Annotated in this window: 27 protein-coding genes; 10 read left to right on the top strand and 17 right to left on the bottom strand. The window is 69.7% G+C overall.

The genetic code is table 11. The features are described 5' to 3' along the window. The first annotated feature begins 246 nt into the window (after positions 1–246). Complete coding sequence (locus OH802_RS16205) at positions 247–594, top strand: hypothetical protein (RefSeq protein WP_406020097.1); 348 nt, start codon at positions 247–249, stop codon at positions 592–594. A 58-nt stretch (positions 595–652) separates the two neighbouring features. Here the strand turns inward: OH802_RS16205 and OH802_RS16200 are convergent, their stop codons facing one another. After that, complete coding sequence (locus OH802_RS16200) at positions 653–2002, bottom strand: cation:dicarboxylate symporter family transporter (RefSeq protein WP_406020095.1); 1350 nt, start codon at positions 2000–2002, stop codon at positions 653–655. 142 nt (positions 2003–2144) lie between these two features. Between OH802_RS16200 and OH802_RS16195 the strand changes: the two genes are divergently transcribed. From OH802_RS16195 to OH802_RS16185, 3 genes are all read left to right on the top strand, one after another. Continuing rightward, positions 2145–3749, top strand: coding sequence for an ATP-binding protein (locus tag OH802_RS16195; protein WP_406020093.1), 1605 nt, complete (start codon positions 2145–2147; stop codon positions 3747–3749). Next, positions 3746–4438, top strand: a complete 693-nt coding sequence (locus OH802_RS16190; RefSeq protein ID WP_406020091.1) for a response regulator — start codon at positions 3746–3748, stop codon at positions 4436–4438. The genes OH802_RS16195 and OH802_RS16190 overlap by 4 nt, the downstream gene beginning before the upstream one ends. Before the next feature lie 63 nt (positions 4439–4501). Beyond that, positions 4502–5245 carry a class I SAM-dependent DNA methyltransferase gene (locus OH802_RS16185; protein WP_406020089.1) on the top strand — a complete coding sequence of 248 codons (744 nt, stop codon included), beginning with the start codon at positions 4502–4504 and terminating at the stop codon, positions 5243–5245. On the opposite strand, the gene OH802_RS16180 is transcribed toward OH802_RS16185, so the two are convergent. The 5 genes from OH802_RS16180 to OH802_RS16160 are packed head-to-tail and all read right to left on the bottom strand — an operon-like array spanning position 5215 to position 8588. Further along, positions 5215–5529, bottom strand: coding sequence for a hypothetical protein (locus tag OH802_RS16180; RefSeq protein WP_406020087.1), 315 nt, complete (start codon positions 5527–5529; stop codon positions 5215–5217). The genes OH802_RS16185 and OH802_RS16180 overlap by 31 nt on opposite strands. Further along, positions 5526–5819 (bottom strand): hypothetical protein, encoded by a 294-nt coding sequence (locus OH802_RS16175; RefSeq protein WP_378840331.1) that lies wholly within the window; start codon positions 5817–5819, stop codon positions 5526–5528. Before OH802_RS16175 ends, OH802_RS16180 begins: the two co-directional genes overlap by 4 nt. A 9-nt stretch (positions 5820–5828) precedes the next feature. Then, a complete protein-coding gene (locus OH802_RS16170; protein ID WP_406020085.1) occupies positions 5829–6599 on the bottom strand; it encodes a hypothetical protein in 771 nt (256 codons plus the stop codon). A gap of 5 nt (positions 6600–6604) precedes the next feature. Further along, positions 6605–7141 (bottom strand): GNAT family N-acetyltransferase, encoded by a 537-nt coding sequence (locus OH802_RS16165; RefSeq protein ID WP_406020083.1) that lies wholly within the window; start codon positions 7139–7141, stop codon positions 6605–6607. A gap of 4 nt (positions 7142–7145) precedes the next feature. Beyond that, positions 7146–8588, bottom strand: coding sequence for a glycine hydroxymethyltransferase (locus tag OH802_RS16160; RefSeq protein WP_406020082.1), 1443 nt, complete (start codon positions 8586–8588; stop codon positions 7146–7148). Between the two features lie 463 nt (positions 8589–9051). Here OH802_RS16160 and OH802_RS16155 point away from each other — a divergent pair, with 463 nt between their 5' ends. Genes OH802_RS16155 through OH802_RS16140 form a run of 4 tightly spaced genes read left to right on the top strand, consistent with a single transcriptional unit; the run spans position 9052 to position 12473 of the window. Continuing rightward, positions 9052–10776: a nitrite/sulfite reductase gene (locus tag OH802_RS16155; protein ID WP_406020080.1), complete on the top strand. Its 1725-nt coding sequence runs from the start codon at positions 9052–9054 to the stop codon at positions 10774–10776. Further along, the gene (locus OH802_RS16150) at positions 10773–10943 is read left to right on the top strand and encodes a hypothetical protein (RefSeq protein WP_350659041.1); all 171 of its coding nucleotides are present in this window, start codon (positions 10773–10775) and stop codon (positions 10941–10943) included. Before OH802_RS16155 ends, OH802_RS16150 begins: the two co-directional genes overlap by 4 nt. Continuing rightward, positions 10940–11683, top strand: coding sequence for a phosphoadenylyl-sulfate reductase (locus OH802_RS16145; RefSeq protein WP_141792939.1), 744 nt, complete (start codon positions 10940–10942; stop codon positions 11681–11683). Before OH802_RS16150 ends, OH802_RS16145 begins: the two co-directional genes overlap by 4 nt. Before the next feature lie 46 nt (positions 11684–11729). Beyond that, on the top strand, positions 11730–12473 hold the full coding sequence (locus OH802_RS16140; RefSeq protein ID WP_406020076.1) for a sirohydrochlorin chelatase: 744 nt from the start codon (positions 11730–11732) through the stop codon (positions 12471–12473). An 85-nt stretch (positions 12474–12558) separates the two neighbouring features. On the opposite strand, the gene OH802_RS16135 is transcribed toward OH802_RS16140, so the two are convergent. The 8 genes from OH802_RS16135 to OH802_RS16100 all read right to left on the bottom strand — a co-directional run bounded on the left by OH802_RS16135 (position 12559) and on the right by OH802_RS16100 (position 18732). Next, entirely contained in the window at positions 12559–12969 is a 411-nt protein-coding gene (locus tag OH802_RS16135) for a DUF3037 domain-containing protein (protein ID WP_406020074.1), read from the bottom strand. Further along, a complete protein-coding gene (locus tag OH802_RS16130) occupies positions 12969–13781 on the bottom strand; it encodes a HipA family kinase (protein WP_406020073.1) in 813 nt (270 codons plus the stop codon). The genes OH802_RS16135 and OH802_RS16130 overlap by 1 nt, the downstream gene beginning before the upstream one ends. Then, on the bottom strand, positions 13778–14620 hold the full coding sequence (locus OH802_RS16125) for a PPK2 family polyphosphate kinase (RefSeq protein WP_406020071.1): 843 nt from the start codon (positions 14618–14620) through the stop codon (positions 13778–13780). Before OH802_RS16125 ends, OH802_RS16130 begins: the two co-directional genes overlap by 4 nt. Before the next feature lie 40 nt (positions 14621–14660). Then, a complete protein-coding gene (locus OH802_RS16120) occupies positions 14661–15356 on the bottom strand; it encodes a GNAT family N-acetyltransferase (RefSeq protein WP_406020069.1) in 696 nt (231 codons plus the stop codon). A 23-nt stretch (positions 15357–15379) separates the two neighbouring features. After that, complete coding sequence (locus tag OH802_RS16115; protein ID WP_350659047.1) at positions 15380–15880, bottom strand: phosphoribosyltransferase; 501 nt, start codon at positions 15878–15880, stop codon at positions 15380–15382. Beyond that, positions 15877–16599, bottom strand: a complete 723-nt coding sequence (locus OH802_RS16110) for a regulatory protein RecX (RefSeq protein ID WP_406020066.1) — start codon at positions 16597–16599, stop codon at positions 15877–15879. Before OH802_RS16110 ends, OH802_RS16115 begins: the two co-directional genes overlap by 4 nt. A gap of 67 nt (positions 16600–16666) precedes the next feature. Continuing rightward, entirely contained in the window at positions 16667–17725 is a 1059-nt protein-coding gene (gene recA, locus OH802_RS16105) for a recombinase RecA (protein WP_091040930.1), read from the bottom strand. A gap of 248 nt (positions 17726–17973) precedes the next feature. Further along, the gene (locus OH802_RS16100; RefSeq protein WP_406020064.1) at positions 17974–18732 is read right to left on the bottom strand and encodes a DUF4396 domain-containing protein; all 759 of its coding nucleotides are present in this window, start codon (positions 18730–18732) and stop codon (positions 17974–17976) included. Positions 18733–18863: 131 nt separating this feature from the next. On the opposite strand from OH802_RS16100, the gene OH802_RS16095 reads away from it, so the two are divergent. Both OH802_RS16095 and OH802_RS16090 read left to right on the top strand, forming a co-directional pair. Next, positions 18864–19307 carry a DUF6153 family protein gene (locus tag OH802_RS16095; protein WP_406020062.1) on the top strand — a complete coding sequence of 148 codons (444 nt, stop codon included), beginning with the start codon at positions 18864–18866 and terminating at the stop codon, positions 19305–19307. A gap of 94 nt (positions 19308–19401) precedes the next feature. Beyond that, the gene (locus OH802_RS16090; protein WP_406020060.1) at positions 19402–20046 is read left to right on the top strand and encodes a DUF305 domain-containing protein; all 645 of its coding nucleotides are present in this window, start codon (positions 19402–19404) and stop codon (positions 20044–20046) included. A gap of 52 nt (positions 20047–20098) precedes the next feature. Here the strand turns inward: OH802_RS16090 and OH802_RS16085 are convergent, their stop codons facing one another. Genes OH802_RS16085 through OH802_RS16075 form a run of 3 tightly spaced genes read right to left on the bottom strand, consistent with a single transcriptional unit; the run spans position 20099 to position 22686 of the window. Further along, on the bottom strand, positions 20099–21337 hold the full coding sequence (locus tag OH802_RS16085; protein WP_406020058.1) for an MFS transporter: 1239 nt from the start codon (positions 21335–21337) through the stop codon (positions 20099–20101). Further along, on the bottom strand, positions 21334–21528 hold the full coding sequence (locus tag OH802_RS16080; RefSeq protein ID WP_406020056.1) for a DUF3046 domain-containing protein: 195 nt from the start codon (positions 21526–21528) through the stop codon (positions 21334–21336). Before OH802_RS16080 ends, OH802_RS16085 begins: the two co-directional genes overlap by 4 nt. Positions 21529–21543: 15 nt before the next feature. Continuing rightward, positions 21544–22686, bottom strand: coding sequence for a methyltransferase domain-containing protein (locus OH802_RS16075; protein WP_406020054.1), 1143 nt, complete (start codon positions 22684–22686; stop codon positions 21544–21546). Positions 22687–22722: the final 36 nt, after the last annotated feature.

Below are 22722 nucleotides of genomic sequence, written 5' to 3'. Positions count from 1 at the left end.
TGCACCCTCCATCGTCGTTTTGATCCACGGAGTCGTGCCACGCAGGCCGCGTCGGGTCCACGAGGCAGCGCCTCGTTATGTGATCTCCATAACATTAGTCGTTATGGTCCATCGATGTCCCGGGCAAATTGTCGAACACTCACCCGAGAACGCGCAGGACGATACCTGTCACGCACTCCGGCACCATGACGACCCGCCATCCCGGTGTGGCTCCGGCGGCGGAGTTAGGCCAGAATCAGCGCCCAAATGAACTATCCGCACCCTCCCCATCAAGGCCCCGGTCAAGGGCCCCATCACCAGCCGCCTCGCGACCCGCTGGCCGTGGCCGGCCGGCTGGCCGCTGTCATCTGCTCGATCCTCTTCTGGCTGATCGGAGCGATCGCCGTGATCGCTGCCGTCATCGGCATCTTCCGTGCCTTCGGCGGCGACCTGGCCTGGCGTACGGTCGGGATCTGGGCCGTCGCCGGTCTCGGCTGCTTCGCGTTCTCCTGGATCGTCGCCGCCCTGGGCCGGATCGGGCTCGACGACGAGCCGATCGGCTCGTGGCGCGTCGCGCCGTTCGAGCTGGCGCGGATCCTCTACCGCAACCGATGACGACGACAGGCCGTACGTCGCGCGTGTCCGCGCGGCGTACGGCCTGTCGTCGTGGGGTCTAGACGAGCGCCTTGTCGGTCTCCGCCGCAGGCGGGGCTGCGTGGTCGTCGACCATCGTCGTCTCGTCGAACGGGTCCTGACCGTCCAGGACACGGTCGAGCTGGCTGTGGTCGACGGTCTTGGTCCAGTGGCCGACCAGGACGGTGGCGACCGAGTTGCCGGCGAAGTTGGTCAGCGCGCGGGCCTCGGACATGAACCGGTCGATGCCCACGATGAGCCCGACCCCGTCGACCATCTCCGGGCGGTGGGACTGCAGACCGCCGGCCAGGGTCGCCAGGCCGGCACCGGTGACACCGGCGGCACCCTTGGAGGCGATCATCATGAACAGCAGCAGGCCGATCTGCTCGCCGATGCTCAGCGGGTCACCCATCGCGTCGGCGATGAAGATCGAGGCCATCGTCAGGTAGATCGCGGTGCCGTCGAGGTTGAACGAGTAGCCCGTGGGGACCACGACACCGACGGTCGCCTTCTCGACACCGGCATGCTCCATCTTCGCGATCAGGCGCGGGAGGGCCGACTCGGACGAGCTGGTGGAGAGGATGAGCAGGAACTCGCGGGCGAGGTACTTGAGCAGCTTGAACAGGTTGACGCCGGTCGCCAGCTTGAGAAGCACGCCCAGGATGCCGAAGACGAAGATCGCGCAGGTGATGTAGAAGGCGATCATGATGACGGCGAGGCTCTTCAGGGCGTCGATGCCGGTCTCGCCCACCACACCGGCGATGGCGCCGAAGGCGCCGACCGGGGCGGCCCACATGATCATCGCGAGCACCCGGAAGATCAGGTTCTGGATCATGGTGATCGCCTTGAGGATCGGCTTGCCCGACTCACCCATCCGCTGCAGCGCGAAGCCGACCAGGAGCGCGACCAGCAGGGTCTGCAGCACGACGCCGGAGGTCAGCGCCGAGAAGAGCGAGGTCGGGATGATGCTGAGGAGGAAGTCGGTCGTGCTCGCGTGCCCCTCCGAGGCAGCCTCCTGGCCCGCGCTGGACGCGTCCGAGCTCAGCTGGAGGCCGGTGCCCGGGTCGATGATGTTGCCGACGATCATGCCGATCGCCAGGGCCACCGTGGACATCACGATGAAGTAGGCCAGCGCCAGGCCACCGACCTTGCCGACCTTGGCCGCGTTTGCGACCGAGCCGACGCCGATGACCAGGGTGCAGAAGATGATCGGCTGGATCATCATCTTGATCAGGTTCACGAACGCCGTGCCGATCGGCTTCAGCTCCACCGCGAACGACGGGGCGATCAACCCGACCAGAATGCCGAGGACCACCGCAGCGATCACCGCGATGTAGAGATAGTGTGTCCGGTCCTTCTTGGGTCTTGTCTCAGTGGTGGTCGTACTCATCGTTCCTCCTGGTCCGGTGTGTCCTGCCCTCCGGGGCAACTCGGGCAACTCTCCGGGAGAACGTGACGACCGTCACTGTTGTGTTCGTTGTGTTCGTGGCCGCGATCACATCCACGCAACGGTGGTGGTCCAGAATGTTGTCGTGCCCCGTGTCCACCCGTTCCGCCCCCGCGTTCTCCGCGATCGGCCGGTGGCCCAGCAGGTGCTTCTCCTCCAGTTCGGCACGGTGCTGCTGCTCGTCGTCACCGGCATCCTGATGGCCTCCTACGACGCCCAGCGCGACTCCTACAGCCGCGCCACCCAGCGCGCGGTGGCCGTCTCCCAGACGGTCGCCGACTCCCCCACCGTCAGCACGGCGCTGCGCGGGGAGGACCCGACCGCGACCCTCCAGCCCTGGACCGAGCAGGTACGCCGCGACACCGACACCGACTTCGTCGTGGTGATGGACCTGGACCGCACCCGCTACACCCACACCGATCCACGTCAGATCGGCGGAAAGTTCGTCGGCGACCTCGGCGGCGCGCCCGACGGCGAGGTCTTCACCCAGCAGTACACCGGGACGCTCGGCCCGTCGGTCCGCTCGGTGGTGCCGGTCGAGGACGGCGACGAGGTCGTCGCGCTCGTGTCCGTCGGCATCACGGTCAGCGACATCAACCGCGGTCTCAGGCGCGACGTTACGATCGTGCTGCTGTGCGGCGCGCTGATGCTGGCCGTCGGGCTGACCGGTGCCTGGCTGCTGAGCAGACGCCTGCACCGGCTGACCCATGGCATGGGCGAGCGTGAGCTGGCCCGGATGTACGAGTACTACTCCGCCGTCCTCCACTCGGTCCGCGAAGGTCTGCTCCTGCTCGACGGGGAGGGGCGCGTGCAGCTGGTCAACGACGAGGCGCGGCGCCTGCTGGCGCTGCCGGACGACGTCATCGGCACCCGGATCGAGGACCTCGACCTGGCGCCCGGACTGGTCGCCGCCGCCCGCGGCCGCACCGCCGAGTCCGACGACCTCTACCTCGCCGGCGAGCGGATCCTCGTCGTCTCCTCAGCGCCCGCGCTGTGGGACGGCCGCGAGGTCGGCGCCGTGGTGACGCTGCGCGACCACACCGAGCTGCGCTCGGTGACCGGCGAGCTCGAGGTCGTACGCCGCCTCACCGAGTCGCTCCGGTCGCAGAACCACGAGGCCGCCAACCGGCTCCACACCGTGGTCTCCCTCATCGAGATGGGCCGCGAGCAGGACGCGGTCGAGTTCGCCACCGAGGAGCTCCAGGTCGCCCAGCTCCTCACCGACCGGGTCGTCGGCGCGGTCGAGGATCCCGTCGTGGCCGCGCTCCTGCTCGGCAAGTCGGCCGAGGCGGCCGAGCAGGGCGTCGAGTTCCGTATCGTCGGCGAGGTTCCGCCAGGCACGGGCATCCCGCCCCGCGACCTGGTGACGGTGCTGGGCAACCTCGTCGACAACGCCTTCGATGCCGTCTCCGGCTTCGAGTCCCGCCAGGTCGAGGTCCACCTGACCGGTGACCACGACACCCTCACGGTGCGCGTGGGCGACAGCGGACCTGGCCTGGACGACGCTGACTCGGCGCGCGTCCTCGACCGCGGCTGGACCACGAAGGCCGAACCCGGCACGGGCCGCGGCCTGGGTCTCGCGCTGGTCGGGCAGATCGCCCGGCGTCATGGTGGCGAGGTCGTCATCGGCCGCTCGCATCTCGGCGGGGCCGAGTTCATCGTCACCCTCGCGACAGAGGTGGCGGAATGAGTGTCAGGGTGCTGGTCGTCGAGGACGAGGCGCTCGCCGCCGAGGCCCACGCGGCGTACGTCGGGCGGGTCTCGGGCTTCGCCCTGGCCGGGATCGCGCGGTCGGCGCGCGAGGCTGTTCGCGCGCTCGATGCGGCCCGCGACGCAGGCACTCCGGTGGACCTGATCCTGCTCGACATGAACCTGCCCGACGGGCACGGGCTCGGGCTGCTCAGCAGGCTGCGCGCCGCCGGGCATCTGTGCGACGTGATCGCGGTGACCGCGGCACGGGACACCAAGGTGGTGCGGCAGGCCGTCGTGCAGGGGGTCGTGCTCTACCTGCTCAAGCCGTTCACGTTCGCGACGTTCCGGGACAAGCTCGAGCAGTACGCCGACTACCGTGCCCGCTTGGACGCCGCCCCCGAGGAGGTCGTCCAGGACGAGGTCGACCAGCTGCTGGGGTCGCTGCGACCCACCGGAAGCACACCGCTGCCCAAGGGCATGAGCGCGGAGACCCTGCGGGCCGTCACGGCCGCGCTGCGCGAGGCCGAGCGCGACCTGTCCGCGAGCGAGGTCGCCGCGGTTGTCGGCGCGTCGCGGGTGACCGCCCGGCGCTACCTCGAGCACCTCGCCGACAAGGGCCTGGCCGCCCGCGGGGTCCGTTACGGGCCCAGCGGCGGCCGCCCCGAGGTCGGCTACTCCTGGCTCTGAACAGGACGACAGGCTTTTAAATCGTTCGCGCCCCGCATGTGTCGCCGGGCAGAGTCGATGCCCATGACCAGCAGCGACCTGTGGACCCGCGACGACGCCGAGCGCTACGACGACCCCGACGACTGGGTCAACGCAGCCGAGGTGACCGGGCCGGTGGCGCGCTTCCTCGCCGAGCTCGCCGGCGGCGGCTCCGCGCTCGAGCTCGCCATCGGGACGGGCCGGATCGGCGTACCGCTGCGGGAGCTGGGTGTGCCGGTCACCGGCATCGAGCTGTCCCAGCCGATGGTCGACGTCCTACGGCGCAAGGTCACCGAGGAGGAGATCCCGGTCGTGATCGGCGACATGGCCTCCGCCGAGGTGCCCGGGGTGGGGACGTACTCGTTGGTCTATCTGGTCTTCAACACGATCGGGAACCTGCGTAAGCAGGACGAGCAGGTCGCCTGCTTCGCCAATGCCGCTCGTCATCTGGCGCCGGGAGGGCGGTTCCTGGTCGAGGTCGGCGTGCCCGGACTGCGACGGCTTCCCCCGGGCAGCCCGGCGATCCCGTTCGACGTCTCCGCAGCGCATCTCGGGTTCGACACCTACGACTTGGTCACCCAGCAGGCGATCTCGCACCACTACACCCGCGAGGCCGACGGCCGCTTCCGGTACGGGCCACACAACTTCCGGTTCGTGTGGCCCTCCGAGCTCGACCTGATGGCACGGTTGGCCGGGATGACGCTGGAGGCGAGGTACGCCGGCTGGGACCGCTCCGAGTTCACCAGCGACTCAACCAGTCACGTGTCGGTCTGGCGCAAGCCGGAGTAGCGCTGGAACTCCCAGGCGAGTCGTATCGCCGCTTCCACGGCCCTGGCCGGGGCGCGGTCGAGGTAGGCCTCGATCTTGTGGTGGGCCTCCAGCCTCGGCGGGATGCCGAAGGCGTCCGGCCAGCGTTCGATCAGCTCCTCGCGGCGCTCGATCGGGACCCGGACGAGCAAGGTCGTCGCGTCGACCAGCCTGGCGACCAGGCGGTCGTGGACGTACCAGCCGCGCGGTTTGTGGCGGCAGCCTTCCAGCGAGGACACGAAGGCGTCGACCTCGTCCGGAGTCATGCCTCCGGAGCGTACGCCGTCCGCCACCGCTCGGCAGCGACCTGCGCGGCCTCGCCGATCAGCGCGGTCAGCTCGGGCCGGTCCGGGACCGGGAACGAGGTGTAGGCGCTGCGGCCGCCCTCGACCGGACGACCGTAGGCCTTGGCCGCGAGGCGCCCGTCGGGCAGGAGACGTACGTTGAGGGTGCTGAGCCGGAAGACCACGTCGCGACGGGTGTCCGTCCACTGCAGTGCCTCGGGAACAGCGACATTGATCGCCAGGGCGCTGACCTCGACCTCATCACTCGTCACGGGCCGAGTCTAGGGCTGCCACAGCCCGATCTCCGCCGCGAACCGGGCGACGATGGTCTCGATCAGGCCCCCGGCGGCGAGCAGCGCCTCGGTCTCGTCGGCGGACGCGCCGGCGCTGTCGCACAGAGTCCGGAGCCTGGCCAACTCGGGCGCGCGGACCGGTTCGATCTCGCTCCAACGAGCGACGGCCGCGGAGCGGTCGGTGGTCCAGGTGCCGTCGTGGACGCTGACCAGGCCGGCCAGGGCCAGGAGGGACTTGCGCGCGATCCGGCGGGAGAGGTCGCTCGGGTCGTCGCGGCCGAGGGCGGCGCGCCACCTGCGCAGCGAACGCTCGATGTCGCCGTTGAAGCCGCGGGCGGCACGGGCGTCCGCCGGGAACCCGGGCAGGCCGGCGCCCTGGTCGGGGCCGGTGAGATGGGCGCAGTAGTGGCGTAGGAAGACCCGGTTGCCGTAGGCCTCGTCGCCCTCCCCGGTGTAGTCGTCGGAGGAGACAGCGGCGATCTCCACGCCGCGGCAGACCTCGGCGAAGGCCGCCGACGCCTCGGCGCCCAGGGCGGAGGCGTCGGCCACCGGGAGTCCGATCGTCAGCAGGTCGACGTCGGAGGTGGGCACGGTGGCCGTGCCGTTGGCGACCGAGCCGTAGACGTGAACCGACACCTCCGGCGCGACCCGCCCGAGGACGTACGCCAGGACCGGCTCATACGCGGACGGCACCCGGTCGCGGTGCGCCCCCGTGACGATCAGACCGTCGGGGGTCACGCCCTCTCGCGGGTCGGCCATCGCGGTCAGGTGAGGCGGAGCGCCATCTTCGACTCGGTGCGCGGGTCGCCCTCGGGGAACGGCTGGGTCTCACCGGTGAGCTCGAAGCCGAGACGCTCGTAGAGGCGGCGCCCGGACTCGTTGCCATCGACGACCCACAGCGTCAGCACCGAGGCACCGTCACGACGCGCCCAGCCGGCGACGGCCAGGATGAGCCCCTCGGCGAGGCCGTGACCCCGCGCTTCCGGGGCGAGCCACATGTTGATCAGGTGGTGCTCGTCGTCATGGATGATCCCGGCAGCGAGCCCTGAGGGCTTCTCGCCGAGCCAGGCGATGTAGGCGGCGCCGGAGGCGGCCCACAGGCGCCAACGCTCGTCGGGCCAGGTGACGACCTCGTCGTAGGACGCCCAGAACGCACGCGGAGTGTCCTGGAGAGCCGCGAGGCGCACCTTCTTGAGCGCCGGCCACTCGTCCTCGACGACGACACGCACCTGCGCCGTCGGGACCACCTTCTCAGGGGCCCCGACGCCGGGGATCGAGCTGGGTCGCTTCGGAGCAGGCACGGGATCAGGCGAGGTCGAGACCGGGGTACAGCGGGAACTTCGCGAGCAGCTCCGCCGCGGCGGCCTTGGTGTTGTCGGCGACCGAGTCCTCGATGGCGTAGGAGGCCTTGGACGGGCCGCCGGCCTTCGTGGTGCCCGGGGTCGTCTTCGAGAGCACGTCGACGATGAGCTCGGCGACACGGTCGAACTCGTCGGCGCCGAAGCCGCGAGTGGTCAGCGCCGGGGTGCCGAGGCGGACGCCCGAGGTGTACCAGGCACCGTTGGGGTCGGACGGGACCGAGTTGCGGTTGGTGACCACACCGGAGTCGAGCAGCGCCGACTCGGCCTGGCGGCCGGTGAGGCCGAAGCTCGTCACGTCCAGCAGGACGAGGTGGTTGTCGGTGCCGCCGGTGACCAGCTTGGCGCCGCGCTTGAGGAAGCCCTCGGCGAGCGACTTGGCGTTGTCGGCGACCTCCTGGGCGTAGATCTGGAAGCTCTCCTGCTTCGCCTCGGCGAAGGCGACGGCCTTCGCGGCCATCACGTGCGAGAGCGGGCCGCCGAGGACCATCGGGCAGCCGCGGTCGACGCTCGGGGCGTACTCCTCGGTGGCCAGGATGAAGCCGCCGCGCGGGCCGCGGAGCGACTTGTGCGACGTGCTCGTGACGACGTGGGCGTAGGGAACCGGGTTCTCCTCGCCCTGGAACACCTTGCCGGCGACGAGGCCGGCGAAGTGGGCCATGTCGACCATCAGTGTGGCGCCGACCTCGTCGGCGATCTCGCGCATCTTGGCGAAGTTCACCCGGCGCGGGTAGGCGGAGTAGCCGGCCACGATGATCAGCGGCTGGAACTCCTTGGCCTTGGCACGCAGCGAGTCGTAGTCGAGCAGCCCGGTCTCCGGGTCGGTGCCGTACTGGTTCTGGTGGAACATCTTGCCGGAGATGTTCGGGCGGAAGCCGTGGGTGAGGTGGCCGCCGGCGTCCAGCGACATGCCCAGCAGGCGCTGGTTGCCGAGCTCGCCGCGCAGCGTCTCCCAGTCGGCCTCGGAGAGCTCGTTCATGTTCTTGACGGCCATCTTCTCCAGCCACGGGCCCTCGACCCGGTGGGCGAGGATGGCCCAGTACGCCGTCAGGTTGGCGTCGATGCCGGAGTGCGGCTGCACGTAGGCGTACTCCGCGCCGAAGAGCTCCTTGGCGTGCTCGGCGGCGATCTGCTCGACGGTGTCGACGTTCTGGCAGCCGGCGTAGAAGCGGTGACCGACGGTGCCCTCGGCGTACTTGTCGGAGAACCAGGTGCCCATCGTCATCAGCGTGGCGGGGCTCGCGTAGTTCTCGCTCGCGATCAGCTTGAGGCTGGCGCGCTGGTCAGCGAGCTCCTGCTTGGTCGCCTCGGCGATGCGGGGCTCCACGGAGGCGATGACCTCGAGGGCTTGGTTGTAGGCAGAACTCGTCAAGGCGGACAGATCGCTCATGGTCACAGCGTAGTCAGCCGCGCGGACGAGAGCAGCATCGTGGTCGCCCGGTGCGTTGCGTACGTCCTCTATCACCGCCCGCGGGAATGACCGACTGCTCAGCCTGGTTAAGAGACCGTGACCAGATGGTGACCTCGGCCACACCGCCCGCGTGAACAAGCGGGAACGTCCCATATAACGGACCGATGTCTCATATATCGGGATTCCAGATTGCGTGAGGGCCGTCCGCTACCTGAGACTCCTTGACATGGTCACTGCTGCAACACATGCGCACCTCGTGGTTCGACGCCACGTGGACTATTGCCGCATCCGCAGCTCGATCTGTTGGCGCCACTGACGCCCAGCGCTCCGCATCCCCCGCGTCGAGCCGCTGGCCCGCCGCCCGACAGACATCCCGGGCGCCCGCCGCGAGCACGTCCCTGCTCCGCCGTGCGTCCACGACCGACGCAAAGGTTTCTCTGACATGAGCGACAACCGGTTTCAGGCCAAGCGCGCCACCCGAACCGAGATCCCCCGCCCCAAGAAGGGCGAGGGCCAGTGGGCCCTCGGCTACACCGAGCCGCTGAACAAGAACGAGGAGTCGAAGAAGAACGACGACCCGCTCAACGTTCGCGACCGGATCCTCTACACCTACTCCAAGCGCGGGTTCGACTCGATCGACCCGGCCGACATGCGCGGCCGCTTCCGCTGGTTCGGCCTCTACACCCAGCGCAAGCCCGGGATCGACGGCGGGAAGACCGCCATCCTCGAGGAAGAGGAGCTCGACGACCGCTACTTCATGATGCGCGTACGCTCCGACGGCAAGCTCCTCTCCCCCGCCGCGGTGCGCACCCTGGGTCAGATCGGCGTCGACTTCGCGCGGGACACCGCCGACATCACCGACCGCGAGAACATCCAGTACCACTGGATCGAGATCGAGAACGTCCCGGAGATCTGGTCGCGCCTCGAGGAGGTCGGGCTGCACTCGACCGAGGCCTGCGGTGACTCGCCGCGTCCGTTCCTCGGCTCGCCGGTCGCCGGCGTCGCCGCCGACGAGATCATCGACGGCACCTCGGCGCTGCGCGAGATCGAGTCCCGCTACCTCGGCGACCCCGCCTTCTCGAACTTCCCGCGCAAGTTCAAGACCGCGCTGACCGGCCACCCGTCCCACGACGTGGCGCCCGAGATCAACGACATCGCCTTCGTCGGCACCGTCCACCCCGAGCACGGCCCCGGCTTCGACGTCTGGGTCGGCGGCGGTCTCTCCACCAACCCGCGCCTGGCCGAGAAGCTCGGCGTGTGGGTGCCGATCGACGAGGTCGCCGACGTGTGGGCCGGTGTCGCGGGCATCTTCCGCGACTACGGCTACCGCCGGCTCCGTTCGCGGGCCCGGCTGAAGTTCCTGGTCGCCGACTGGGGCAAGGAGAAGTTCCGCGAGGTCCTCGAGAACGAGTACCTCGACCGTCAGCTCGTCTCCAACCCCTCGCCCGAGTCGCCCGTGGGCCACCGCGACCACGTCGGCATCCACGACCAGAAGGACGGCAAGAAGTACGTCGGCCTGGCACCGATCGCCGGTCGCATCTCCGGCACCCACCTGGTCGAGCTCGCCGGCGTCATGGAGAAGTTCGCCGTCGAGGGCGCCCGGCTCACGCCGTACCAGAAGATCGTGCTGATCGGTGTCGACCCCGCGGTCGTCGAGGACCTCGTCGCCGCGCTGGACGCCATCGGCTTCTCGGCCCGGCCCTCCAACTGGCGCCAGAACACGATGGCCTGCACCGGCATCGAGTTCTGCAAGCTCGCGATCGTGGACACCAAGGACCGGGCGCGCGACCTGATCGCCTCGCTCGAGTCGCGGTTCCCGGAGCTCGACGCCTCGATCACCGTCAACGTCAACGGCTGCCCGAACGCGTGCGCACGGACCCAGGTCGCCGACATCGGGCTCAAGGGCCAGCTGGTCCTCGACGACGAGGGCAACCAGGTCGAGGGCTTCCAGGTGCACCTGGGCGGCGCGACCGGGCTGACCGCCAACTTCGGGCGCAAGCTGCGCGCGCACAAGGTCACCTCGGCCGGGCTCGACGACTACATCTCCGCGCTGGTCGTCAACTACCTCGCCGACCGCGAGCAGGGCGAGACCTTCTCGGCCTGGACCGCCCGGGCCGACGAGGTACTGCTGCGCGGCGAGAAGACCCTGGATGAGGTGACCGCATGAGCGAGCGCGCAAGCACCCCGTTCCACTGCCCGTTCTGTGGCGAGACCGACCTGTGGCCGCACGAGGCCACGCACGGGTCCTGGGAATGCCGCGCCTGCCTGCGCGCCTTCCAGCTGAAGTCACTTGGACAGATCTCTCGGGCAACCACGAAGGAGGCGCACCGATGAGCGTCAGCACAGCAGCTGCCCGGGCCAACCGCGCGGTGGACACCGAGGGACGTACGCCCGAGGAACTGCGCGAGATCGTCTCCCACTGGGGAGCCGAGCTCGAGCTCGCCCCGGCCGAGACGATCATCGAGTGGGCCGCCGCCACCTTCGGCGAGCGGTTCGCGATCACGTCCTCCATGGGTGACGCGGTCCTGGCTCATCTCGCCTCGAAGGTCGTACCCGGGATCGACGTGGTCTTCCTCGACACCGGCTACCACTTCATCGAGACGATCGGCACCCGCGACGCCGTCGAGGCGACGATGCCGGTCAACCTCCTCACGATCACGCCCGTGCAGAGCGTGGCGGAGCAGGACGCCGAATACGGCAAGGACCTCTACCGGACCGACCCCGACCTGTGCTGCGCGCTGCGCAAGGTCAAGCCCCTGGCCGACTCGCTCGCCTCCTACGACGCCTGGGCCACCGGCCTTCGCCGCGCGGAGACGAAGAACCGGGTCATCGCACCGGTCATCGGCTGGGACGCCAAGCGCCAGAAGGTCAAGGTATCGCCGATGGCGCGATGGTCCGACGAGCAGGTCGAGCGATATATCGAGGACAACGGAGTGCTCGTGAACCCGCTCGTCTACGACGGGTATCCCTCGATCGGCTGCGCGCCGTGCACCCGCCGGGTAGCCCCCGGCGAGGACCCGCGCAGCGGGCGATGGGCCGGCACCGGCAAGACCGAGTGCGGCATCCACGCCTGATCCCCCAGACCACAGACTTTCCCCGCAACACCGAAGGATGAAGACAATGGCAGCTCCTGCACTGGTAGCCCTGGCTCACGGCAGCCGCGATCCGCAGTCCGCCGCGACCATCAACGCCCTCGTTGCCGAGGTACGCGCCCTGCGCCCCGACCTCCGCATCGAAGCCGCCTTCCTCGACCACTCCCGGCCGCGTTTCCAGGCCGTCATCGACAAGCTGGTCAAGGCCGGCCACGACGAGATCGTCGTCGTTCCCCTGCTCCTGACCGAGGCGTTCCACGCCCGCGTCGACGTACCCTCGGTCATCGCCGAGGCCACCGCGCGCCACTCCGGCCTGCGCATCCACACCAGCGAGATCCTCGGCCTCGAGAGCGTCTTCCTGCAGGTGCTCGACGAGCGGCTGCGGGCATCGCTGAAGGCCGCCCGGGTGCGCGAGCTCGACGCGCTCGTCCTGGCCGCCGCCGGCTCCTCGGACTCGCTGGCCAACCAGTCGGTCGCCCGCCTGGCCCGGATCTGGGGTGCCCACCACAAGCTCCCGGTCGTGGCTGCGTACGCCTCCGCTGCTCCGCCGGCCACCGGCGAGGCAGTCCGTGCCTTCCGAGCCGAGGGCCGCCGCCACATCGCCGTCGGCATGCTCTTCCTGGCTCCCGGGCAGCTGCCCGACCGAGCCCAGGAGCTCGCCCTCGAGGCCGGCGCCGTCGCGGTCAGCGACCCGATGGGCGCCCACCCCGAGGTCGCCCGCACCATCCTGGCCCGCTACGCCGTCGGTGCCGTCGAGCTCGTCCCGGTCTGATCCGACCCGCCCGCGCCGAGTCGGCGCATCCTGACAACAATCCCCGCCGAGTCGGCGCGTCATGACGCGCCGACTCGGCGGGATTTCAGGTGATCTGGTGGCTGAAGACGCGGTCCAGCTCGGCTGGAGCGTTCGCCGTCACCCCGCCGTGGACGGGGCCGGGCTGGAGGACCGTGCTCTTCGGGGCCTTGAGGAGGCCGAAGCGGGCGGACTCGTTGTCGGAGAGCGACCGGAGGCCGTACGCCGTGGCGCGGACGCCCGCGCCGAAGCCGGCGTGGGCGGCGCCGGCGCAGATCAGGTCAACCGATTCCAGGGCGGCCCGTACGAGGGTCAGGTCGAGGCCTGGGGCGAAGGCGGCGAGGCGTTGCTCGTCGAGGGCCCACCGGGCGGCGAGGAACTTCTGCTCGGGGCAGTGGAGGACGACGCCGACGTTGAGGAACTCCTCCCGCTCGGGGCGGGGTACGCAGCGGAGCACGACGTACTGGTAGGCGTCCATCACGCCTCCTGGGCGGGCTCGGCCGCGGGCAGCCACGGACGCTCGCCGTCGAGGCGCGCCCGCAGGAACGCGACGTAGCGCTCGCGCAGCGACTCCGGGGTGTCGTAGCCGGGGACGGGCTCGAGCCACTCGTCGGGTACGTCGGCGAGCACCTTCTCCAGCACCGCGTCGTCGAGCCGCGCGGCGAGGTCGTCGTTCTGGGCGATCGCCTCGTCCGCGTAGGCCCGCAGGATGTGCTCGGAGGTGTCGAACGGCTGCGCCGCATAGCGGGCCGGGTCGCCGCCTCCGCCGGGCAGTCCTGATTGCCTTGGGCTCCGCGTCGGCCATACGTGGTGGAAGTAGAGCGATGCGCCGTGGTCGATGACGTAGAGCGCGCCGTTCCACAGCAGCATGTTGGGGTTGCGCCAGGAGCGGTCGACGTTGGCGATCAGCGCGTCCATCCACAGGATCCGCCCGGCCAGCGACGGGTCGGGCGAGTAAGCGGCGTCGTAGCCGAAGGCACCCGCCAGGAAGTCGATGCCGAGGTTGAGCCCGGCGCTCACGTTGAGGAGGTCCTGGACCTCCTCGTCGGCCTCGTAGCGGGCGATCTCGGGATCCAGGTCGAGCACGACCTGGTCGGGCGTGGGGATATCGAGCGCCCGGCAGAGGCCGGTGACGATCACCTCCGCGACCAGCACCCGCAGCCCCTGTCCGGCGCCACGGAACTTGCAGACATAGGTGCCGAGGTCATCGGCCTCCACGATGCCGGGCAGGCTACCGCCTTCCCGGAGCGGGGTGACATACCGCGTCACCCGCACCGTCTCAAGACTCACGAGATGGTGTCCTCTTCCAGTCGTCTCTTCTCCTCGGCGATGTCGAAGCGAGGCGCGGGCCAGTCGAGGTCGAGCCGGTCCAGTGTCTCCAGGAGCAGCTCGCCGATGGCCAGGTTGCGGTACCACTTCTTGTCGCTCGGCACGAGGTACCACGGAGCGTACTCGGTGTTGGTGCGCTCCAGCGCAATCTCGTACGCCTCTTGGTAGCTGTCCCACAGCTGGCGTTCGTCGATGTCGCCGGGGCTGTACTTCCAGTGCTTCGTCGGGTCCTCGAGGCGGGCCAGGAGCCGCTTCTTCTGCTCCTTGGGCGAGATGTGCAGCATGCACTTGAGGATGACGGTGCGATCGTCGGCCAGCCGCTTCTCGAAGTCGTTGATCGCGCCGTAGCGCCGCTCGATCTCCTCGGGCGCGGCGAGCTCGCGGACGCGGCCGATCAGCACGTCCTCGTAGTGGGAGCGGTCGAAGACACCGAGGTAGCCGAGCTCCGGCACCTCCTTCTCGACCCGCCACAGGAAGTCCTGGGCCCGCTCTTCCTCGGTCGGTGCCTTGAAGCTGGTGATCTTCACGCCGACGGGGTCGACCAGCCCGACGGTGTGCTTGAGCACGCCACCCTTCCCGGAGGTGTCCATCCCCTGCAGGATGAGCAGCACCCGCCTGGGGTCGTCGCTCTCCTTGGAGGCGAACAGCTTGGTCTGCAGCTCGAGCAGCATCGGGCCCAGCTCGGCGAGCACCTGCTTCCCGGTCTCCTTGTCGACGTCGACGCCGGGCGCGGAGTTGGTGTCGTACTTCCGCAGGTCCACCGGTCCGGCCGGCAGCCGCAGCTCGTCAAGAAGGCTCATGGGTCGACGATAGGCCCGCAAGAGGAGCCACCGGGGCGGGTCAGCCGAGAACGCGCCGAAGATCCAGCGAGCAGCCGACCATCGTGGTCGTCGAGCCGTCGGGCTGAGGCTCGTCGAACCAGGTGCCCTGCTCGAAGCCGACCTTGGCGAGCATCCGCAGCGAGGCGGCGTTGCGGTGGTCGGGGGCCGCGAAGCAGGCCGTCGCACCGGGATAGCGGCGCGGGATCGAGGTGAGCCAGACCCAGGCCATCCGCGGTCCGATCCCACGGCCCACGAAGGCGGGCTCGCCGATCGCGTAGTCGAAGCCGATCGCGTCCGGGTCGGGGGTGAGCAACGCGTAGTCTGGCTCCTCGCTGATCCGGTAGTCCTGGCAGAAGCCGATCGACCGTCCGTTGACCTCGATCACCCAGAACGTCACCGGGGTCTTGCCGTCGATGTCGGGCCCGTAGTTCTCCGTCACCCACTCGGGCGTCGGCTCACCGTCGACGGCATACCAGCGGTGCACGTGCTCCGCGTTGAGCCAACGGATCAGGTGAGGCAGGTCGCCGCGGGTCATCGGCCGCAGCGCCACCACCGGCATCGGGTCGGAGGAGAACTCCTTCACCTCACCGGAGAGATCCACCGCGTACGCAGGCCGCCCGGCGATCCTCGTCGCCGCCGCTGCCCAGCTCTCCCCCGGGCGCGTCACCCCACCGAGACGGTGTGTCCCGGTATGGACCGCAACCGGCGTGAACATGCACCCAGGTTAACGCCGCTGGGTCAGTGGGCCTGGCCGCCGCGGCGGTCGACGAGCGGCGGCTGGGAGGACCACGGGAAGTCGATCCAGCGGTCGGTCTTCTTGTAGACGTAGTCGGCGTTGATCACCGTCCACGGCTTCTCGAAGATCACCGCCGTGCGGGCCTCGGCCACGTGGCCCTCGCAGAAGTCGTGGACGATCTCCAGGGTCTTGCCGGTGTCGGCGACGTCGTCGGCGATGAGCACCTTCATCCCGGTGAGGTCGACGGCCGCGGGGGTCGGCGGGAGCATGATCGGGACGTCGAGGCGCTCGTTGATGCCGGTGTAGAACTCCACGTTGATCGCGGACAGGTTCTTCACGTCGAGGGCGTAGCCCAAGCCCATCCCGAGGGCCAGGCCGCCACGGGCGATGGAGAGCACGATGTCGGGCTCATAGCCGCTGTCGACGACCTTCTGGGCGATGTCGCGCACCGCGGTGCCGAAGAGGTCGTAGGTCAGGATCTCGCGCTCTTGCTGCTCACTCACAGATCGGATTCTGACACGAGACCGCCGGCCCCATCGTCATCGGCCAGAGCGAGCTCCTCGCGAACGATGCTGTAGGCCACACCGGCGCCGTATCCCTTGCGGGCGAGCACCCCGACCAGGCGCCGGGTCTTGGTCTGGTCGTCGAAGCGCTCCAGGGAGCGCAGCTTGCGCCGGACCATCCGCCGACCGGCCTCACGCTCGTCGTCGGGGTCGATCTCGTCGAGCGCATCGCGAGCCACGTCATCGTCGATGCCCTTGCGGCGCAGCTCCTGGGCCAGGGCTCGTCGGGCCAGGCCCTTTCCGGGCTGTCGGCTGGCGATCCAGGCCCTGGCGAAGGCCTCGTCGTCGATCAGGCCGACCTCTTCGAAGCGGTCCAGCAGCCGCGTCGCCAGGGCTGCGGGGACCTCCTTCTTCTCCAGCTTGTCGGCGAGCTCCTTGCGGCTGCGCGCCTGGCCGGTCAGGGCGTCGAGGAGGATCTTGCGGGCGATCGCCTCGTGGTCGGGCTCGGGGTCGTTCTTGGGGTCCGCGGGGTCTGCGGGGCGGCTCTGTCGTCGACGCGACCGTGTTGGTTTCGACACGTCGTCGCTCCTTCGTCGCGACGACGGCTCAACCGACGGGGGCGGTGGCTCGACCGACGACGGAGACGGGGTCTTGCCGGCCCAGGCCTCGACGCCGAGCGAGACGTCGCCCAGCCAGTCGGGCGCGGGCCGTTCGTCCACCCAGGGATCCTGGGTGGACGAACGGTCAGGCCTTGACGAAGCCACGGGTCAGCCGGTGCCTGTGGACCTAGAAGTCCTCGACGCCGGCGGGCTCGGCCGCGGGCGCCTCACCGTCGGCCGGGGCGTCGACCGTCGGCACGACGCCGAGCTTCTCCAGGATCCGCTTCTCCAGCTCGTTGGCCAGGTCGGGGTTGTCCTTGAGGAAGTTGCGGGAGTTCTCCTTGCCCTGACCGAGCTGGTCGCCCTCGTAGGTGTACCAAGCGCCGGCCTTGCGGACCAGGCCCGCCTCGACACCGACGTCGATCAGGCCGCCCTCGCGGGAGATGCCCTTCCCGTACATGATGTCGAACTCCGCCTGCTTGAACGGCGGGGCCACCTTGTTCTTCACGACCTTGACGCGGGTGCGGTTGCCGACCATGTCGGTGCCGTCCTTGAGCGTCTCGATCCGGCGCACGTCGAGTCGCACCGAGGAGTAGAACTTCAGCGCGCGACCACCGGTCGTGGTCTCGGGCGAGCCGAACATCACGCCGATCTTCTCGCGCAGCTGGTTGATGAAGATCGCGGTCGTGCCGGAGTTGTTGAGCGCACCGGTCATCTTTCGCAGAGCCTGGCTCATCAGTCGAGCCTGCAGACCGACGTGGCTGTCGCCCATCTCGCCCTCGATCTCGGCCCGCGGCACCAGGGCCGCGACGGAGTCGATGACGATCAGGTCGAGCGCACCCGAGCGGATCAGCATGTCGGCGATCTCCAGGGCCTGCTCACCCGAGTCGGGCTGGGAGACCAGCAGGGCGTCGGTGTCGACGCCGAGGTTCTTCGCGTATTCCGGGTCGAGCGCGTGCTCGGCGTCGATGAAGGCCACGATGCCGCCGGCGCGCTGCGCGCTGGCGACCGAGTGGAGGGCCACCGTCGTCTTACCCGAGGACTCCGGACCGTAGATCTCCACGACCCGCCCGCGGGGCAGACCGCCCAGACCCAGCGCCACGTCGAGCGCGATCGAGCCGGTCGGGATCACTTCCAGCGGAGCCCGGGTCTCATCGCCCAGCCGCATGACCGAGCCCTTGCCGAACTGCCTCTCGATGTTGGCGAGAGCGGCGTCCAATGCCTTCTCGCGATCACCTGCCGCCATGTTCTTTCCTTCCTGAGGGGCAGACTTCTTCCCCTTGCCTGCCGCTTGTCCACGTGTCTTCGTCGTCATCAAGGCAGACGCTAGACGGGACCACCGACAGTTTTGAACGGGACCCTCTGGCACGGTGTTTCACGACCCTGTTTTTGCCTGGCCGATAGCACGAACCACGCTCCACCTACTACCACACACTAGCCCGAACAAGCGTTCGATGTGAACACCTGTTCGGGCGTGTCGAGGTCGTCGGATCCTCAGTGGCCCTGCATCTCGACCTGCTCGGCGGGAGCCGATCCGCCACCCATCTCGTCGGCGACGGCGACCGACAGGCCACCGAGCATGAAGGCGATGATCACCGCCGCCAGGGCACCGCTGGAGAAGGACGGGATGAAGCGGCGTACGCCCTCCTGGACCGGCTCCGCGCCGTGGTACTGGTGGGTGAGCGCATGCCCCTTGCCCCGCTGGAGCAGGTATCGGTTGACCGGGAAGGCCGCCACGAAGGCCACCGAGAGGGCGATCATCATCCCGATCCAGAACACGACGTTGACCAGGCCGGCCTCCATCGCCCCGGGAATGAGCGCCATCACCAGGTTGTCGACCAGCTCCATCGTGGCGATCGAGAGGGTGTCGGCGGCCAGCACGACGCTGAACGCCGCACCGACGGCCAGGCCCGACTTGAGCAGCGGCAGGGTCGAGAGGGCGTAGCCGAAGGCGAACGCCAGCGCGACGGCCAGGACGATCGTCCATCCGGTGCTGAGCCCGATCGCGGTGCCGATCATCAATCCGGCGATCTCGCCGATCGCACATCCGGTGAGGCAGTGCAGCGTGGCGCTGGCCGCCATCGCGTTCACCCCGCCGCCTCCGTGCGCACCGTGCGCACCGTGCGCACCGTGCGCGTCATGCGCCGAGTGGTCGCCGTCATGACCCTCGTGACCCTCATGGCCCTCGTGCATCGAGTGCTGATGTCCGCCGTGGTCGTGTCCGGCGTGCAGGTGCTCGTCATGCGACGTCATGTCGCTCCCTTGATCGATCGGTCCGTTGTGCCTACCCGACATTCATACCCCATGGGGGTATGACTCGCAAGCGACATCCGGTCGAAGACCTCACTTTGTCCAACCACGAAGGACTCCTTAGGGTGTGCTGTGTGTGGACGGCAGCGCGACGACGACAGCGGAGGACCCGTGCGGTCGCGCGCGCCGGCCTGCTGGCAGCGGTCGTGGTCACGGTCGCCGGTCTGCTGGCCATGCACGCGCTGAGCCTCCACGGCACCGACACCGACGGTGAGCACGGCGCGCTGAGCCTGCCGGCCGCCCACGTCGAGCACACGCACGCTCTCGAGCACACCGGCCACGGAGCAGCCGACGACGCCGGGCACCCGGGCGGCGACGAACACACGGCGATGATGCTGTGCGCGGCGTTCCTGCTCGCCGCCGGCGCGCTGCTGCTGAGCGGGCTGTGGCGACGTACTCCTGCCTGGTGGTTCTCGCGGGCCCGCGGCTGGTCCCGGACCAGCGGGTTCGCGCCCTTGCTCACCTGTCCCGCGACCGGCCCGCCCTCCGTATGGGCCTACTCCGTCATCAGGTGCTGAGCGGCCTGACCCACCCCGCGACCCGGGCCACGCCCGAGGTCCGCAGGTGGGTCAGCGATGCCCGTAATCAGCACTTGACAAGGAGAAACAACAGATGCGTACGCAACGTCCCCTCTTCCGCGCGACCTGGGCGGCGGCCGGCCTGGCCGTGCTGCTCACCCTGTCCGCCTGTGGCGGCAGCGAGGAGGCCGAGGCTCCTCAGAAGCTCTCGGAGACCGAGAACAACAAGGCCGATGTCGCCTTCGCGACCGACATGATCCAGCACCACGCCCAGGCCCTGTCGATGGTCGACCTGACCATGGACCGCGACCTCGATCCCGAGGTGCAGGAGCTGGCGGATTCGATCCGGGCGGCCCAGAGCCCCGAGATCGAGACCATGTCCGGCTGGCTCCAGCAGTGGGGCGAGGAGGTGCCGTCGACGATGCGTGACCACGTCAACGGCGGCCACGAGGGCCACGGCGACGACGAGGACAGCAGCATGTCCGACTCGATGGAGGGCATGGACGACGACATGCCCGGGATGATGTCGGTCGAGGACATGGACGCCCTCGAGAACGCCTCCGACGCCGAGTTCAGCGACATGTGGCTGAAGATGATGATCGAGCACCACGAAGGCGCGATCGAAATGGCCGAGACCGAGCAGGACGAGGGCGAGTTCAAGCCCGCCGTCGACCTGGCCGGGACGATCATCGAGTCCCAGACGGCCGAGATCGACACCATGGAGAAGCTCCTCGGCTGAGGACGCCTTGATGGGCAGGGCCGTCAGCGGCCCTGCCCATCATGCAGGCCTGTCAGGTCGACTTACGGGCCACGTACGCAGCCCCGAACAGCACCATGACCAGCAGGATCGTGCCGAGCGCGAGCGCCGGATATCCGGCCAGGTCGACGACGACGCCCGACAGCGCCCCGGCGACAGCAGCGGCGACGCCCATGATCAGGTCGGCGGTGCCCTGGACATCGGCACGCACCTCGAGCGGGGTGTGGTCCGCGACCGAGGTGGCCGCCGCGATCGTGGCCAGCGACCAGCCGAGGCCGAGCAGGAAGAGCCCGACGAAGATCCGCCCCGAGCTGCCCTCCGGCGCCGCGGCGCACAGGACCAGGGACACCAGGAGCACCCCGCCGCCCAGCGCCATCACATCGGCCCGGCCGACGCGGTCGGCGAGCCAGCCGGCGATCGGCGCGAAGGCGAACATGCCCAGTACGTGCCCACTGATCACCAGCCCGATGATCTCCAGGCCGGCGCCGCCGTGCTCCATGTGGAGCGGGGTCATCACCATCACCGCCACCATCGTGGCGTGGGCCGCGGCCTGCCCGACGACCGCCGCCGCCAGCGCGGGCCGCTCCCGGATCACCGCGATCGCCCGGCGCCAGCTCGTGCCCTTCGCCTTCTCTGCCGGCGGAGCACCCTCCCGGGCGACCAGCAGCGGGTCAGGTCGCAGGAAGACCCCGACCACCAGCGCGGCGGCCAGCATCCCCATCGACCCGATCGCGAACGGCCCGGTGAGCACCGGGATCCCGACGGAGTCGGAGAAGATCTCGGCGACGCCGGTCAGGTTGGGGCCGATCACCGCACCGAACGTCGTCGCCCACACGACGACCGACAGCGCCCGCGCACGGCTCCTGGCAGGTGCCAGGTCGGTGGCCGCGTAGCGCGCTCCGTTGTTGGCCGCGGTGGTCGCGCCCAGCAGCACCGCGCCGACCAGCAGCAGCGTCATCGAGCCGACCACGCCGGCCAGCACCGCCAGCAGCCCACCGGCCGCCCCGAGCAGGTAGCCCGCCACCAGCCCGAACCGGCGCCCGCGCGCGTCCATCACCCGCCCCAGGACGTACGCAGCGACGGCCGCGCCGAGCACCTGGGTCGTCTGCGAGAGACCCGCCATCGACTCCGAGCCGGACAGGTCGCGCGCCAGCAGGGAGGCGGTCGCGATGCCGATCGTGATGCCCATCGCCCCGACCGCCTGGGTGGCGACCAGGGTGAGGATGGTGCGCTTCTGGACCGCGGCCACCGAGGCCGGTGCGACCAGCGTCACCGCTCACGCGCCGGCAGCTCCAGGGCCGTCCAGACAGCGGCCCAGACCTCCTTGGGCGGGACGCCGTCGTCGAGGGCCTCCTGGACGGTGCGCCCGCCCAGGTCGCCCATGACGAACTGGCGTGCCCACGCTCGCGCGTAGCCCGCGCCGAGCGCCTCGTCCATCCGGGACCAGAACTCCGTGTGTCTCATCGCCCCGAATGCTACTCAGGCGCGCCGGTGGGCGAGGACGTCGAGCCAGACGTCGCCGAGGCGTCCGTCGGCGTGCCCGACCTCGAGCACCTCCCAGCCGGCCTCGTCCAGCGCCGCCCGGAGCGCGGGCTCACGCCAGTAGACGAAGAGGCGGGGAGCCTCGATGTGACCGCGGTTGGTCCACTCCTCGCCGTCGCCCTCCTTCATCGACACGTGCAGCGCACCGCCCGGGCGGGTCACCTCGGCGAGCCGGGCGAGCACCGTCCCGAAGTCGTCGCGGGCCACGTGCAGCAGCGTCGCCGAGGCCCAGACCGCGGCGTAGGGGACGTCAGGGTGGACCGGGTCGCGCAGATCGTCGGTCAGCGGGTCCAGGCAGGCAGCGGCGTACCCCTGCTTGCGCAGGTGCGCCACGAACCCCTCGCTGATGTCGGTGCGCCGAACCCGCACTCCCCCGGCCTCGAGCGCCTTCGCGTCGTGGCCGGGTCCGGTGCCGATCTCGAGCACGTGGTCGCCGGGCTCGAGCACGGCCAGGAACCTGTCCAGGACCGAACGGTTCTCCTCGGAGAACGAGCTGCCCTGGACGTACGTCGCGACGCTTGCGTCGTAGGCGGCGACGGTCGCCTGCTTGGCGGCCGCGCGTACGTCCCACAGGTGGTGGACGACGTCGTGGAGGTGGTAGCGGCCCAGCGACTCGACGCTGAACACGTCGCCGTTGGACCGGGTCCCACGACGGCCCCACGCGTCAGGCGGGACCTTCTCGTAGATCGTGGCGATCTCGTCGGCGGCGTCCATCAGCTCCTCGGCGACGACCGCCGGGTCCCGGCCGGCGTAGTCGCCCTCGCGGGCGGCCACGTCCTGGTCCCAGTTGGCGAAGCGTGGCTCGTCCTCGGTCAGCATCAGCTGCAGCCGCTCGCCGAAGATGCGGTGGACGTCGCGTACGTGTGCTCCGTACTCCAGCGCCGACCACACCCCGGGCCGGGGCCGCTCGCGGGCGTTGTCAGCAGCGAGGTAGATCTCCCAGTAGGTGGCGTTGTCCCGCACGATCTCGGGGAGCTGGTCCGCGGTCACGGCACCGGCGATGAAGCCACACTCCGGGCAGGGCCGGTCGAGCACCCACGTCCAGTCCTTGGTGTCCGGCTTGATCGCGTCATAGGTCATGGGATCCATCTTGACGGCCCACCGCGGCCGTCACGA

This window comes from Nocardioides sp. NBC_00850, assembly GCF_045207335.1.
Taxonomy (GTDB): Bacteria; Actinomycetota; Actinomycetes; order Propionibacteriales; family Nocardioidaceae; genus Nocardioides.
Note: the sequence above shows the minus strand (reverse complement) of the source record. Positions and strands in the feature narration are given on the sequence as shown.

Coding starts and splice junctions, on each gene's coding strand:
- OH802_RS16205 (WP_406020097.1), top strand. CDS start 247: ATGAACTATCCGCACCCTCCCCATCAAGGCCCCGGTCAAGGGCCCCAT.
- OH802_RS16200 (WP_406020095.1), bottom strand. CDS start 2,002: ATGAGTACGACCACCACTGAGACAAGACCCAAGAAGGACCGGACACAC.
- OH802_RS16190 (WP_406020091.1), top strand. CDS start 3,746: ATGAGTGTCAGGGTGCTGGTCGTCGAGGACGAGGCGCTCGCCGCCGAG.
- OH802_RS16185 (WP_406020089.1), top strand. CDS start 4,502: ATGACCAGCAGCGACCTGTGGACCCGCGACGACGCCGAGCGCTACGAC.
- OH802_RS16180 (WP_406020087.1), bottom strand. CDS start 5,529: ATGACTCCGGACGAGGTCGACGCCTTCGTGTCCTCGCTGGAAGGCTGC.
- OH802_RS16170 (WP_406020085.1), bottom strand. CDS start 6,599: ATGGCCGACCCGCGAGAGGGCGTGACCCCCGACGGTCTGATCGTCACG.
- OH802_RS16160 (WP_406020082.1), bottom strand. CDS start 8,588: ATGAGCGATCTGTCCGCCTTGACGAGTTCTGCCTACAACCAAGCCCTC.
- OH802_RS16155 (WP_406020080.1), top strand. CDS start 9,052: ATGAGCGACAACCGGTTTCAGGCCAAGCGCGCCACCCGAACCGAGATC.
- OH802_RS16150 (WP_350659041.1), top strand. CDS start 10,773: ATGAGCGAGCGCGCAAGCACCCCGTTCCACTGCCCGTTCTGTGGCGAG.
- OH802_RS16145 (WP_141792939.1), top strand. CDS start 10,940: ATGAGCGTCAGCACAGCAGCTGCCCGGGCCAACCGCGCGGTGGACACC.
- OH802_RS16140 (WP_406020076.1), top strand. CDS start 11,730: ATGGCAGCTCCTGCACTGGTAGCCCTGGCTCACGGCAGCCGCGATCCG.
- OH802_RS16135 (WP_406020074.1), bottom strand. CDS start 12,969: ATGGACGCCTACCAGTACGTCGTGCTCCGCTGCGTACCCCGCCCCGAG.
- OH802_RS16125 (WP_406020071.1), bottom strand. CDS start 14,620: ATGAGCCTTCTTGACGAGCTGCGGCTGCCGGCCGGACCGGTGGACCTG.
- OH802_RS16120 (WP_406020069.1), bottom strand. CDS start 15,356: ATGTTCACGCCGGTTGCGGTCCATACCGGGACACACCGTCTCGGTGGG.
- recA (WP_091040930.1), bottom strand. CDS start 17,725: ATGGCGGCAGGTGATCGCGAGAAGGCATTGGACGCCGCTCTCGCCAAC.
- OH802_RS16100 (WP_406020064.1), bottom strand. CDS start 18,732: ATGACGTCGCATGACGAGCACCTGCACGCCGGACACGACCACGGCGGA.
- OH802_RS16090 (WP_406020060.1), top strand. CDS start 19,402: ATGCGTACGCAACGTCCCCTCTTCCGCGCGACCTGGGCGGCGGCCGGC.
- OH802_RS16080 (WP_406020056.1), bottom strand. CDS start 21,528: ATGAGACACACGGAGTTCTGGTCCCGGATGGACGAGGCGCTCGGCGCG.
- OH802_RS16075 (WP_406020054.1), bottom strand. CDS start 22,686: ATGACCTATGACGCGATCAAGCCGGACACCAAGGACTGGACGTGGGTG.